Source organism: Paenibacillus sp. FSL R7-0313, from assembly GCF_037969885.1.
Classification (GTDB): domain Bacteria; phylum Bacillota; class Bacilli; order Paenibacillales; family Paenibacillaceae; genus Paenibacillus.
In genome coordinates this window covers 4318788-4334955 of record NZ_CP150219.1, presented here as the reverse complement: position 1 = coordinate 4334955, position 16168 = coordinate 4318788, and the positions used below count along the sequence as shown (strand labels likewise).

Sequence of the window (16168 nt, the reverse complement as noted above, 5' to 3'; positions counted from 1 at the left end):
AGAAATAGTGCTCTTTTTGTTTACTCTAAATGGATTTGAATAATTTCAAGAACGAGAAAATTTGGTAACAAAGTGAAGAAAGAGAGATAACGTGGTCTTTCATTTTTATGAATTGCTCTCTTTTACTTATTATAAATAATATTAAAGTTACATATTAAAAGATTGCTAAAAATACAATTATAAACTTCAGAACGTTAACACTGGAAATAATTCGACAAAATAAATTTAATTTCGACAAAAAAAGCCCGTATCTTTAAAATTCGGAATCAACGATAATAGGAAAGCTGTTTTACAAGTCATATAAGTTACATATGTAGAAAGGACGGACAAAACCATTAACACCAGATTATAAAGAGAATGAGACGGGGCTTATGCGATTGTTAGAACTAGCACAGAAAGTTAGTTACACAAAAGGGGGGGAACATGTAATGAACGCAAAAAAAATGTCAATTTTCCTGTTAATCGGTATGCTGATTTCAGGATTATTTTCAACTGAAAATGTAGAAGCAGCGGAAAAAGAAAAACTGAACGAAATTACTAAGATTTCACTAGGGACACAACACCTACTAGTTCGAGGCAGAGATGGTTCGGTCTGGTCTGGGGGTACAAATTTTATGATGTTTCCGGGATTAGTTTCTGATAAATTTGGAATGGTCTCAACGGCAATTAAGGTAGTGGATGTCTCAGCCGGCAATCTCCAAACGCTGGCATTAACCTCAGATGGAACGTTGCTGTCTTGGCCAGGAACTGCGGACCGTACAATCCCAGACCAAATTACTTCGGTTAAAAATATCATTGCTATTTCGGCAGGATCACGGTTTAATACAATTTTGCGCAGTAACGGTACAGTCTGGACATGGGGCTCAAATACATCAGGAGAGTTGGGTTTGGGTGATAATCAAACACGTACAATTCCAACACAGATACCTAACTTAACTAATGTAGTTGAAATTGCTGCAAGTTATCAAACTGCGTACGCATTAAAGAGCGATGGCTCGGTATGGGGATGGGGATCAAATCTGACCTATCAACTTGGCAACGGGACAACGGACGTTTCTCTGCAACCTGTAAAAATAGATATCCCCGTTAAAGTAAAACATATTTATCAAAAGGCAGGTTACGGAGCTGCTATTGATATTCATGATGAGGTTTGGACCTGGGGCGGGAACACCCTTGGACAACTTGGAGATGGAACTCAAAACAACAAAACCACCCCCTCAAAAGTGGAAGGACTTCAAGCAATTAAACAGCTCGCACTAGGAAATAGTCATATGCTTGCCTTAAAAGAAGATGGCACTGTACTCGCTTGGGGAGCAAACACGAGGGGTTCATTAGGTAATGGGACAACAACGAATAGTCTAGTGCCCATCGCTGTAAAGGGGCTAGAAGACATCAACTCTATTTCTGCAGGTTCCGGTTCCAGTGCTGCAATCAGTAATTCCTCTAAGATATATATATGGGGTATGGACTTAACAAACCAAGGAACAAACGTAACCACGCCTAAACGATTGTTTGTTGATGATTATTCACTAGAAATTCCTCAAGGGCTTAAAGTAAAAGCAACTAGCAGCAATTCTGCTACTCTGACTTGGGCGTCACTCACAGAACAGGATGAGGACTTGGACGGTTTTAATGTGTATCACAACGGTGTTCTACTCGGAAACACGAAAGAAAGAAAGTACGCCATTGAGAACTTGGACCCACTTCAAGAGCACAGATTTTATGTAACGACTAAAGGATTGTTTGGAAATGAATCCGATCCGAGCAATACTGTGATTAAGAAGAAAAAACAAAAGTATAGTTATACGTACAACTCTACAGGTCAGTTGGTAAGTGTAATATATGAATCCGGGAAAAAGATAATTTACGAATACGATAAGAATGGAAACTTAAAAAAAATAAATATTATAGATCCTGTTACATCCTAGAAGTTGAATCTGTAAAACTAACTAACAGAACACCTTCGTAGAGTTCCTCTTGTATCCATCACTGAAATAGAGTTTAAAGCATATTGACGTACAGCGAACGTTCATCTTAGAGTACACTCTAATATACTTCTAAATACAGAGGGTACGTAAATAAAGAAACAGTTTATACTATTTCATTTTGCTATTCTAGATATTTTTTATGTCCAACCCACACCTTAACCATCATCTAACTCGAAACGGAGAGAAAGAATTGTTGAAGTATCTTATGAAGAAAACCATATCCATCATTTTAATTGTTGCCATACTGTCGGGTTTAATGGGAAATGTTATACCTACGATTTCATACGCCGAAGATGAAGGGGCTGCTTCACCCGAAACCATTCAAATCCTCATGGATGAATTCGGTACTACGGCTTCTTTCATCCAACGCTATTTAGATCAAGGATACAATCTGAATGAAATAGTTGCCGCTTTTTACAAAGCCAGAGAGAGCGGGCTATCTTTTGATGAGGCCCTTCGGGCAATCCATCCAGAAGAGGTCAACGAATCTGCTACTGTAACCAGTGATGTATATACAGATCCCTTGATTGAAAATGAATCTTCAATTATCAGTGTCGAAGCGGATCAATCCGGAATTATGCAGCGTTACGATACTTTTACGGTGACTGAAGAAGTTTATTCAGATGCTGCAACAGATCCAATCTCAGAGACAGATGATAACGAGGAAAAGATAACTGAAGAAAAAGAAGATCCCACGGTACAACCTTCTGATCTTTCCATGCCCGATCCCAATGAAACAGAACTTGAGCCTGAGCAAGAACCGGAGTCATCGCACCCAGAAGATGGTAAACAAGTTGACGAGGGTAATCAAGGAGAAAAAATTACCTCCGATTCAAATGATACGGATAACAAGGAAAAAACAACATCTGGACAGGAAGAGAAAAGCGTCTCTGAAGAATCGAAAATCATTCAGCCACTTGCTGCTTCTACAGGTGTCCCTGACCCAGGTAAACATGTCTCTGAAAAAGCACCCGTGTTTGACCGGAATTCGTTTAATGAAGCACCCTATAGTGTTGGTGAAAATGGCGAAACGATCTCCACACTCAGTGGAGGACTTATTCTGGAACATACCGATGCGACTTTACCTGGACGAGGAGGCTTGACTTTTAATCTTGAAAGGCAATATAACTCGACTTCAGCGCAGTTCTATGATATGGACGTAGGCTATAACACTTATGAATATCCTATTTACCAGTACTTCGTTACGTATAATGCTGTGAAGAAAAAGAAGATTCCGATATATCACGTTAAGTATACGGAAAATATGTCGATTCAGTGGGATAACAATGGGGATGGAGTAGTCGATTCCGAAACGGCAATCATTGAAACGAAAACGCTTAAAAAGGGGACGTATACAACCGAATCGGAAGCCAAAGAAGTTGCTAGTCATCGAATCGTGTACTTTACCGAGCCTGAACCACTTTTTGTACAAAAGACTCAATACAACAACCAAGATAACTTTCCTGCCACTATGGCCTATAACGAGGGAGGATTCATTGGAACATTAAACAAATCTGGAAGCGCAAAAGTTATCTCTGGACAACATACACCAGCTCAGACAATCACAGCACCGCAACAGACATGTATCAATGAAATTGCGGGAAAATATGATGCTAAAGGAAATTGGGTACAAACTGGAACTGGAAGTCCATGTCCAGAAATCAAAACAGCGACGGTACAGGGAAAAACCATAACATTGACTCGTACTTCCGTGACAAATACAAAGGCATGTCTTTCACCCAATAAAGCGGGGGCTAATTATCCATGTACCAAGTCTTGGACAGCCTATTACAATGGATCCGTGACAATACCAGCTTCTGATACACGTAGTTATTCGCAATCTTATGCGGGCACAGTAGTAAAACCTGGGTCCTACTCCTCACGGAAATATGATTCCTGGGTAAGTCTAGGGAACGGTGCCAAACAACGTAAAGTATACAACGTGAATGAAAAACCTTGGGTCGAAACTGAGATCACCGAAGGAAGTGCAGTAGCAACCACGCTAGCTACAGATGGTACTGAATTATGGTCCCAAGCTAATACGTGGAAAGACACATTTAATGCAAATCCTGGTTTTCCTATACCTTATCCGTTTGACGATGGTTATAACTACTATATTGCAGCACAACCTGCTGGGGAAATTCGTGCCTATCAAGTAGGAAGCAATACAGATGTAACCTACTTTAACAAAACGGTTTCTGCAGCAGCGGATAAACGTACTCCGCTAGGAAAAGGTTGGTCTTGGAAACTACCTTATATTGAAAAAGAAAATGATAAGTCGTTTGCTGTGATGGCCGATGGGGGCCGATATGAAATCGTTGGCAACAAGCTTAAAGATACAGACTGGGAAGGCACCACAGTTACTTCAAACACGTCTGTAACTGTGAACGGAGAAACATCCCAACAGGTAATTACCTCAGCGGATGGACTTTCAAAACAATACTTCACCACTGACGGACGTTTACTTCAGCTTTCGGATTCTCGACAGAACGACATTCAATTCATTTATGAACAAAATACCAGCTATCAAAGTAAATTACTGACTCAGGTCAAGGATGCCATTGGAAATACGATTCAGATTGACTATTCACCTTCGGCCGTGACAATTCGACAAGGCGATCGTACCGTTACGTATCAAAAGAAAACTCAAAACGGGATTGAATTATTGGATTCAGTCATCGACCCGCTAGGTCGCAAAACGACCTATTCATATAAAATGGCCGATGCGAAGTTTAACTTGCTTGGCTTTAGCCCAGAACGTGCAGTATCCAATCCGTATGCCCTGCTGACCTCGGTACATCATCAAACCGGAGCAAAGACTTTTTATGATTACGAAAATTCTGCAGTGAAACGTTACATTGGAGCCGATTCTCTGAATGAAGCATACCGCATATTGACACGTAAGGATCAGTTAACCTATGAAAATGGTACAACTGAAGATTACAATCGCCAAACAGTAAGCTATACCTCAGACCTAGGTGCAAGTTACGGGAAAAAGAGTACTTTTGGAGCTACTATCCGTGATGGACTGACCGAGACACAATACGCGTACCGCAAAGAAGTCCTGAGTATAGATGCATCAGCTTCCTACTACCTCGATCGAATGACCGTTAGCGGAGAGGGACTTATCCGAACAACAGCATATACGTATGAAAAAATGGTTAAAGGCCATAATCTTGCTGCAACCGAACCAACTACGGTAACTGTCACGGATAATCAAACGAAGGATACCATGACTTCAATGATACAGTATGACGATTACGGCAATGTAACATTCCAGAAAGATCCAACTGGGAAAACCGTAACCAGTGCTTATGATGAAAATAGACACTGGCTAACTAGCATCACTGAGACAGTAGACTCCTCCAATAAAAAGTTCAGTGTACTAGCGCGAAACGCACAAGGAGACATTACACAAGTTATCAGCCGTAAAAACAACGTGAATGGGGAAATCATCAGTCAAGCTGATTACACATTTGACACCTACAGTAACTTGCTTGTGCAGCGATTAAAGAATGGAACTCATGAACAGGCTACCACAGTGGAATATGATTCTATCCAAGCCTATCCAGTTAAAAAAAGTACCATCGCAACAGATGTAGACGGGAAAAAGAGTACTGTAACGACTACTACAAGCTATCATCCAGCTGACGGTAGTTTGATGAGTTCTGTAGATGCAGCCCAACGGACGACTGCGTACGGATATGATGCTCTTGGGCGAATCATTCAAGTTAATCAAACAGATGGTAGTGTCTTGCGTGCAACTTATGATGATAATGAAAACCGGATCACCGTGACTGATGAAAATGGTCAGAAGCGGATAGCAAAGTGGAATGCGCTTGGTCAAAGAATTGAAACAGGATATTACAAGGGATCCAGTTATATTATTGCTTCTCGTACCGGATATGATCCTTATGGACGAGAGATTTGGAACGAAGATAGTTTAGGTAATCGGACTAGTTCAGAATATGATGCGTGGAACCGAATCATATCAACAATTGGTGCGGATGGTTCAATAAAAACTGTGAAATACAATGATACAGAACGTACGGCAAGAACGACAGATGCCGAAGGGTATGTGCAGATACAAACCTTTGACCGTTGGGGGCAAATGATTAAGGTAGAAGAGAAAGCCCAGCAAGAAAAGGAGATTAGGTTACTGCAAAAAATGACATACGATGTAATTAGCGGAAAGTTACTAGAAGAAACGGATGGCAAAGAACAAACTACTTCGAACAGCTATGACATCCAAGGACAATTAATTGAGGTAAAAAGTCCGAATGGTGAACAAACACGCTACGCTTATGACATGCTGGGCAATCTCGTTCAAACAACTGATGCAGCTGGAAATGTCAAGCAAAGTCGATACGATGAATTGGGACGCCGAATTCAAACAACGGACAAACAGGGCAATACCATAAAAAGCTATTTTAATCGAGACGGCACCTTAAGTCGTTTTATTGACCGAAACGGTAATAATTTTTCGTATGATTATGATGAACGAGGTAATCTGCTCGCTAAGCGTAGTCCAGAAGAGATCATTCAATTCCAGGTAAATCGGGTAGGTCAGCGGACGAGCATGACCGATAAAACGGGGACAATGACATATGAATATGACTCTGCAACCGAACAGTTACAACGAATTACTTATCCGGACGGCAAACAAACAACGTTTGAATATGATAGTAATGGTAATCGCACATCTATGACTGGGCCATTCGGGACAATCGTCTATTACAGCTATGATACGATGAACCGACTTATCTCGGTAGGCACGGCTAAGGATATCCCAGATATGCAGTACAAATACTATATGAACGGTTTGAGTCGGGAAGCAATTGCGAAAAATGGGGTTCAAGATTTAAAAACATACCAAGGCCTAGATTTGATTGGTTTGAATCAGGTACAAAGCCAAGTAAAATTAGATAGCTATGTTTATGACTACGATAACAACAAAAACATCGTAAATCGTGTACATGGTGAGACGACTGACACATTCTCATATGATAAACTCGATCGAATTATGACATCCACCGTAAGTCAAGAAGAATACACTTACGATAACCAAGGTAATCGCTTGACAATGATCACTGATACGGAGTTTGAGGTAGAAGATCGTGATTATACGTATGATATGAGAGACCGCCTAACTTCTGTGCAAAAGAATGCTAAGCAAGTGAGTTACAAATATAATGGCGATAACTTGCTAGTGGAACGTACAGAAAATGGTAAAGTAACCCGCTACTATTACGATGATAACGCACAAATTATAGCAGAAGCGGAAGTTAGCAATAGCACCCCATCACTAAAAGCAAATTATATTCGAGGCACCAAGTTAGAGGCGATTCAATATGCAGATGGCACGAAAGCCTATGTGCAATCCAATGGCCATGGTGATATTACTGAACTGCGAGATGAACAAGGGAAATTATTGAATCAATACGATTACGATATTTGGGGTAACATCATAACGAATGAGGAAACGGTTCATAATCCGTTCCGATATGCCGGAGAATTGTGGGACGACACAACCGAACTTCAGTATTTACGAGCTCGTTGGTACGATCCTACAATGGGGCGGTTTATCAATGAAGATACATTTGAAGGAGAATTAAGTGACCCTCTAAGTCAAAACGTGTATTCATACGTAAGCAATAATCCACTAAAGTATGTTGATCCGAGTGGGCATATTAAAGATTCAACGTATTATGAGATCGAGTTTATGTTGAAAGAATCTATGTCGTTAAAAAGTAAATCAGCGGATTACTGGAGCAATCGTAGTCAGCTTGGGGTAATTTTCCAAAAGGTTTACGGCGATCGTGATAATATGACGTTTAAATTCCGATATGGAGTATTAACCCAGACAAGTCCCTACTCTCAAAATAATACAAAAGGAAAAGCGGATTGGGCAAGACAAGTACTATTGGCAGATCTGGACGCTTATACTGATCGAACTTGGGCCTTGGCACAATCTGTTGAAAGCATAATTTACTCTGCCACTGGACTTGTAGGCTCCACTAAAGGAAAGGTAATTATCAAAGGATGTAACTGTTTTACAGCTGGAACGAAGGTGCAAACCGATGAAGGTCAAAAGAATATTGAAGATATTGAAATCGGAGATATGGTTCTAGCCAAAGACGAAAATAATCCAAATGGAGAAGTAGATTATAAAGAAGTTACCAATCTGTTTCGAAATCAGCGAGATGATATTATTAAATTGTATGCTGGCGACCAAATTATAGAGACGACTGACAATCATCCGTTTTGGGTAGAAGGTAAAGGTTGGCTCTTTGCTAACAAGCTACATGAGGGGGATAAACTTCTAAAGGCAGACGGAAGCAGCCTTTCTATTCGTAAGGTAGAGTTCGTCAATCTGAATGAGCCAGTCACAGTTTACAACTTTACAGTTGCAGACTATCATACGTATTATGTAACAGATCTAGGAATTTGGGTTCACAATACAGAATGTAGTTTAAGTGCAAGGACTCTGGCCACGATGGGCAAAACTAATACAAAAATTGCCGGCCTGGAAGGCAGTTATATTTCTAAAAACACTGCACTATTTACTGCTGTAGAATTTGTGGGACCAGGATATACTAAAGGTACAGCTGCTAACGGTTATACAACTTATGTGAGTAAAGATGGAAGATATGTTGCGAGGTACGGATATAAAAAACACGGAGGTCTAGAATTAAACCTGGAGGATACTCGTACAGACGGTAACTTCCATATTAGTGTTAAGTGATATGAAAGTGAGGGATACTTTTGGTTATACCAGTATTGAAAGATATAGAAGTTTTTGAAGTATCAGATGGCCTGAAAGGCACAAAATTTCGATGTACAGCCTATATAGCTGAAGAAGAAGACATTGGTTCTGATTGCTTCCATTTTCAAGTTTTATCTCCCGAGTATGTGGTAAGTCATCTAAGTAAAAACAAAAATGTATTTAACGGAAGAGCCACATTCATTTCTGAAAAATTTGATTTAGAGATGATGAAAGTTGAAATAATTAATATTCTGAAAGATTGCATTCGACCTACATGGGAAGAAGTCGCACTAGCCATTAACCGTTTTTTAAGATGGGAATATGATAATATTAAATTCTTATCAGAAAGTGAAATAATATCAGAAATAAATCAGAATAAATAATTCATGTTGAAAAACTTATATTCGATCATATAAGTTTTAAGATGTAGAATGACATAAAGTCGCCAACCAAGAAACCCCTTATATAACAAGGGGTTTCTTGGTTTTTGGTAGGGAACTTTGTGTCAATTTTTAGTGACACAAAGTTCCCTACTAAGCAGGAATTTGACACAAAGTTCCCCACTGGCCTGGAGAAGAGAAGAAGTTGGAGATCAATTCTACTTACTGTGTAGGATAATGTTCAGTAGGAGTATTTATTGTTAGATCATTCACAATAATTAGATTCAAAATTTAATTTTTTTTGTCGCAATACAGACTCATTTTGAGTATCATCGATAAACATTTTATCACATCTATAGAACTGAGCTGATAAATTTAGACTCCATTCCGATATGGTATTACCTTAATTGAGGTATTATAACTATACTGAAGAAGGTTTAAACTGACATACAGGATCAAATTGAGCAAGTATGTCGACGTATAACTGTTGCTAAAATTATTGTAAACAATAAGCTCAAAAATGAACTTTTTATTGGTCCCAATAACAATCCGGTCGCGGGACAAGAACATTGTTCCAATGCTGAAGGATAGGCCATCTTGGAGTGGTCATGGAGATTTGCATAATACTGTGATCAGAAATTCTATCTACAACCTTGAAATATATGGTATTATTGTACTGGAAATTAGAAGGGGTGTAGGTCTAATGGAGTATATTATTTTCTGCTGATTATTGCTTCAGTTTTTGTGTTGTCTATATTTATACTCATCTAGTCGAGAAAACAAAAGAATATCGTTGTATTTGATAAGGAGGACTACGAACTAAGAGATATTACATTAGCTGATATTGATAGAATGGAAGACGGCTCCGGTTTTGAAATGTACTTATACAGATTATTAATCGAACTAGGCTATTCCGGTGTCTATAAGACTATAGGTAGTCGTGACTTTGGGAATATCCAGAAGGTAGCCGGCAATGCAAGTCATAGCGTCGAATTGCTCCGAATGAGATGGAGATACTGTCAATTGTTATCTTTGGACGGTATGTATGGAATTGGCTCGAGCTGGTTGAAGAGATTCCCGGAATAACCAGATACATAGAAGCGAATTATTCAGCGATTAAGCAATGCACCAGAGACCATAGAGCGAGCTATGGTAATGCTAACGTGGGAAAATTCTTTGCGATTTATAGCATTCCTGATTGTGAGAAGACCGTTCTGGCAGTAGCCGTGAGGTGTGGAGTAGCTCTGCCTTAACTGGTACACCTCAAAGAGTTAATAAATTTCATACAGGAGTGATGGGATGGAAACTACTAATACTAATAATATACACAGATATAATTTTGAGAATATTGAAAAAACACTTGAGAATCCCTCATCTTTCTCTCTACTACACTATGCCTTTATGTATCGTAATTTTGACAAAGTATTAGAAATTGTAAACGAGATCAATCTTAATGAACAACTCGTATGCGAAGGTAAAGCGGGTTTTGAGTGGATAACTCCGGCAGTTTGTGCCAAATGGAATGAGAATTACATAAAAGCCTATGACGAAAAGCACAACAAAAATATATATGGACTGCTCAGCAAATCGGAAGCTTTTGAGAAAGTGAAGGATAAGCGTTTCTTACTTGAATATACTGAAACAATCGCCGGTGATAGCGATGTTTTTGATATCTTTTTTGACGGAAATCAGCCCATTCTTGATGTGAAATATTATAAACAACAAGAACTCGCCTCCAAACAGGTGGACAATAATGGAATGTCCCTGGTTATTGATGAAGTGGGAACCGGAAAGACAGTTACTGCACTTTATTCAATAGTAAATGCTATTCAAAATGCGATAAACCACAATAAGTATGCTTATATACTTGTGGTTTGTCCTTATAATAAACGCACCGACTGGCAGGATGACATTAGACGCCAGCTAGGAAGATATGCACACATTGTTGAACAAGGTGATCATGGTCGCATATACTATAATCATTTAAAAGACGCTTTTTTCCGTGAGAAAGAACATGTGATTATGATAACTGGACAAGCTCAATCAAAACAAGAAAAAGATGGAACTAACTCAGCGCTTAAAGGCTCTCTAGAACAGGTTTCTATTTCAGAAAGATGGGACTTGGTAGTCATTGACGAAGGTCATATCTCCTTTGATAATTACCATTCTCTCCGTTCAAATCACGTGATGATGCTTACGGCTACTCCCATTGTAGTGAAGTCATCTTCAGCCAGAGGTTTTGAGAATTATATTGAATTAATGAATACAATTACTGGGAAGCGAAATCATACCTTTGTTATTAATCCGATTGATAACAAAAATCCTACTGCAGATGATATATTTGTGGGTCTGTTCAGAGAAGATTTGGGATTAAGAGCAGCAGAACGAATCATACGTTTTGAATATTGTAAGCGAGTGCAGAAAAGGCATGAGTTGTTTGGTCGAATTGTAGAACAATCTGGATTCTTAGCTGCCTTGCACTACGATCAGGATGATACATATTTATTGAGAGAAGCCAAAGATAACTTTGGGGATGATAGTATTGATAGTCACTGTAACCACAAGCTGGACAAACTTCTGGAGATTGTCACACACAACAATAACACTAATTCATACATTATTTTCTGTGAACATACAGAAGTGGTTAAAAATGTGTATGATCGATTGACAGATGAAGTAAATGCGATAATCGCCATGAAGCATGGTTCCCACCAAGAAACGGTTGGTATGGAGGACTCAGGCAAGGAACAATTTATAAACAGGATTAAGCTAAATCTCCGTCAAAAAAACAGAGTAATCTTAGTGACTACAGGTAAGACAGGGGGGACGGGTCTTAATCTGGGCGAATTTGATGGTATCATTCATTATGAATTACCTTATACTAGCATTGAACTTGAGCAACGTTTTGGACGTGTTGACAGAATGGATACCAATAACCATAAAGAAAAAGAAATGATTTTTTTACTAAATGAATCATCATCTATTCATGATTTTGAGAATAATCGGATGCTGTATTATTGTACAACCAAAATTGATTTTACTTGTCAGTATACACCAATAAGGAATACTGTATTATTTTATCCGGAATTTATAAAAAGAAGCTTTGAAAATTTCAAATCATATCTAATTAATCTTAGAGAAAATACACTTCTCAACAATTACAATGAGGCAATATACATTGATCTGACAGCAAGAAGAAGAACAATAACCAGAAGAAATGAATGGACAGCGATTTTAGAAGCTACACATTCAAATTCAGGTAACAAAAATATTCATGAAAAAATCATAGACGTTCTTAATAGTCCAGTGGATGAACGGATTGCTGGAAAAGATTTCTATAAGCTCTTAAAGGATTATCATGTCGATTACGAAAAGAATCCTTACAGTATTAAGAAGTATGAAGCAGAGAAAAGGGATTTTGATGAAAATATAAAAATAATTCAACATGTACTGGTTGTTATAGGAAAAGAGATTGCCAAGGACAGTGATGTTTTTGTAGCATTACAAGAGAGCGAAGAGGACGTGGATCACACGGATTCCTCCAGTAAATATGATTTAGTAAAAAGTTCAAAAGAGGAGTCTGATAGGGAACCTCATGTGCTCATCGAATCCAAGATAAGCCAACTTATAAATTTGATAGAGAATCTTAACGAGGACACTTTAATTGCAGACGGTATTTTTTATTATAGCAAGGACAAACGAATAGAGCGTAGAGAGGTGAGAGACTTCCGTGGATATAACAGCTCAAGGGATTAATGAGGTATTAGCCAGAGGTGAACGTGACGCTCCCAAACATATGCTGGAAGAAATTCAAGCTGCTAATCAATATCTGAAAAAAGAGCGATTTGATAAGCCCGTATGGCTTGATGATTTTTTAACGAATAACCAAAATAAAATGCGAGAAACTATCATTCGGTCATCTAATGGCAGGGGTATTGCGTCATTGGATGGATACAACGAAGGATACTTTAATGAAATTATTCAAAATGCAAATGACATCGATACTGCCGATAAGATGTATATAAATGTTAGTAAAGAGGGGGATGTCTACTCAATTGAATGTGAGTATGCGGATAAAGGATTTTCCATCTCGAATATTTATGCCTTTCTAAACAGAGAAATGTCTGATAAAACCCATGATAAAGGTCAGAGCGGAAAGTATGGCTTAGGTATCAAATCCTTTTTTACTTTTGTGGATAGTCTTACAATCGACAGCAATGTAGTGATGACGTTCAACATCTTCGTTGATAATAACGGTGAGTTGGTTATAGATAGTGATGTGAAGCGTAATGATCATTGGCGTCAAGGTACTACCAAATTGACGTTAGAGTTCAATGGGAATAAGAAGACTAGCTTCAATACAGAAAAGCTAAGAAAGCTGATTGATTTTTTATGTGGTGATTTTCTTCAGTATCCAGAATTTCTTTTTCACAATGAAGATCATTCGAGTGTTATTTTTGATTTGCGTTCACTGTTATTTACTGATGCTCTGGGAAATAAAACGCATGCTATTAAGAAGATCTATTTCAAAGGTTCAAAAGTAGAAAACTCCCTTACTTTGAAGTGCATCGATGATGAACACCAAGAAGAATATACAACAGGCTGGATTACCAAAAAATCCACAGTTTCTTTGACTATTAATGGCGTTGTTGCAATAGAAAATAAGTATTTACTATTTAGAACAGGAGATATTGTGTTCGCATACCCGGTGAGTGTGGATGAGCTTTCTGAGAGAAACAGATTTTACGCCACATTTTTTATTAATTCTGATGGTACGAAAGCAATTCATCCATCCGGTGCGTTGATTAATACAAGATTCTCAAATATACACAGGACGGATCTTGGACACAGTTCTTCAGAAATAGAGAATGCTATACAAACTATAAAAAAAGAACAAATGAAACTTTACAAATTTATGTGTAGTGATGAAATTGAAAATAGCGCTCATAAATATGAGATTAGCGACATCTTTCATGGTCTTTTATATATCTACAGGAATGTTGACGTTAATGAAGATGCTGAAAGTCTGCTTTCAATACCTGATATTGATACACAATACTTACCAAAGTTCATGGATTCGATTGAATCCAAGGGGAAACTGGTGGTGAAGTTAAAAGCAGATGAGGAATATCAACGGCGTATCCTCTCTGAGGACGAGAGCATTACTACAAGACTCACGGATACATTTAGTACTGTTATCGACAAAAATGAGATTGTTAATTATGAAGATCTTATCAGTAACGATAATTGTCTGAACGGGGTAAAACGTATATATAATTATCTGTATGAAGCAACAGAAGTTTCGAATAAGCTTTATCTGAGAAATATTCTCTGTGCATTTACTGGTGTGGCAGATCTGATTGCCTATAGAATAACGGGTTTAAGGACTATGGATGAAGTAAGGATCCAAGTAGAAGAAAATGAGATTGATACCTGGTTACTTGCACATGAGGAGGCAGAGTGGGATCTGCTGCTCAAGCTTATCGGGAGATATAAATTAAACCCCAATGTAAGCTACACTGGAGAGATTAGGGGTGCTGCAATTGTTCCGTTTATATTCAACGATAAATTACAGCAATCAGGTTCAGAGGGGCCGTTCTCCAAAAGACAAAACCAAGAATATGAACTAAAGTACAGCAGTATGAAAAATGAGTTGCTTGCTATGAGGGGAACCGATTCAGGGAATTTAAAAAATACATCCAATATTAGATATAAAGGATCTTATTATAATAACTGGGATGGGGTATTTCATTATTTTTCTTTAAAGTTCCCTGAAATATCTACTTTGAATTCCAAGAATCTTATGCTATTTGTTGAGCTTTTAAAAAATGGAAATTTAAATGAGAAAATCGGTTATAGATACATTAAGTTACCTACACCAGATATCTTATTGTGTGAGAATAGGAGGATCGATTTAAGGTATAGAGATAAGGGTCTGATTTCAAACTGGATTTATGAACAGCAATTAATCAATTTAAACTTTCTGCGAAATATTCAAGTTACCACCTTTGATGAATTTAAATATTACAGAGAGGCCTTTGATAAAATTGATTCTTTCAAAGAAATATCTAAAAACAATGTGAAATGCAGGATAGCGAATATTACAGTTAAGGAACTATCTACTCAAATACTCCCATGGTTTGGGAAATTTACTTATACTATTTACAATTGCTTTAGAATTGCGTCAATTTTAGATCATCCAGATAATAATCATAGAGAGAAGTTAAAGTTCATTGAACGAATCACAGGGATCAGGTTGTACATTTCTAAATTTAATAGTGACAGTAAGAAACATGTTATCGGGTATTTGGGCCGTCAAAATTTTAAATTGAAAAGAAGTGCCGACGAAAAGCTCACCCCAATCGGCCAGTTTGATGAGGACTCCAACAAAGTTTATATTTTCTACGACAATATTAATGACGAAAATAAAGTGATTAGTGAAGTGTTAGTGGATTTGGACTATGACTCTGCAACTATAGCGATTTTTAATGCTTATATTAGCGGTGAAAATAATGACAAAGTGCTCGGATATAATGACTATGAGAAAGCTGTAACGTCTTTGGCTGCTCCGCTAAAATTAAATTGGAGAATCAGTACTGAATTTGACTTTCCGGCAGATCAGAGGTTCTTGTATGAGGATTTGTACAGATTACTTACTTCAAGAGGGTCTTATGATAAATTTTGTCCGATATGCGGAAAAGTTCCCTCTGAAGGTGAGCATAGAAATAATAACGAAAAGAAAAGACAAGATAGAAAATTAATACTTTTTGATAACAAAGGTGAAGAAACAAAATGTAGCATGCCGTTTATTCTAACTGTTGCCTGTAGCGCCTGTTTCAATAAATTAAAAAACACTCTAAGCAGGGCAGAACTGATTAAAGAATGCGATAGCACTTATTACTTGAAATTCTCAACTGAGATTGGTCATGGGCAGCATGAAAAAAGCTCGTCTGAGCAAAAAATAGAGCTCTCGCCTCTAAATATAGAGATCATCAAAAAATACCAACTTGGATTTAATGGAGCGTAAAGGAGCC

General features: G+C 38.0%; 5 protein-coding genes. All 5 read left to right on the top strand.

Annotation, left to right across the window (positions count from 1 at the left end; translation table 11 throughout):
- The first annotated feature begins 428 nt into the window (after positions 1-428).
- Positions 429-1928 carry a hypothetical protein gene (locus NSQ38_RS19030; protein WP_339783495.1) on the top strand — a complete coding sequence of 500 codons (1500 nt, stop codon included), beginning with the start codon at positions 429-431 and terminating at the stop codon, positions 1926-1928.
- A 265-nt stretch (positions 1929-2193) separates the two neighbouring features.
- The gene (locus NSQ38_RS19025; protein WP_339783493.1) at positions 2194-8733 is read left to right on the top strand and encodes a polymorphic toxin-type HINT domain-containing protein; all 6540 of its coding nucleotides are present in this window, start codon (positions 2194-2196) and stop codon (positions 8731-8733) included.
- 20 nt (positions 8734-8753) lie between these two features.
- Complete coding sequence (locus NSQ38_RS19020; protein ID WP_339783491.1) at positions 8754-9137, top strand: Imm8 family immunity protein; 384 nt, start codon at positions 8754-8756, stop codon at positions 9135-9137.
- Positions 9138-10433: 1296 nt separating this feature from the next.
- Positions 10434-12890 carry a DEAD/DEAH box helicase family protein gene (locus NSQ38_RS19015; RefSeq protein WP_339783490.1) on the top strand — a complete coding sequence of 819 codons (2457 nt, stop codon included), beginning with the start codon at positions 10434-10436 and terminating at the stop codon, positions 12888-12890.
- Positions 12865-16161, top strand: a complete 3297-nt coding sequence (locus tag NSQ38_RS19010; RefSeq protein WP_339783488.1) for a hypothetical protein — start codon at positions 12865-12867, stop codon at positions 16159-16161. Before NSQ38_RS19015 ends, NSQ38_RS19010 begins: the two co-directional genes overlap by 26 nt.
- The last annotated feature ends 7 nt before the right edge of the window (positions 16162-16168 follow it).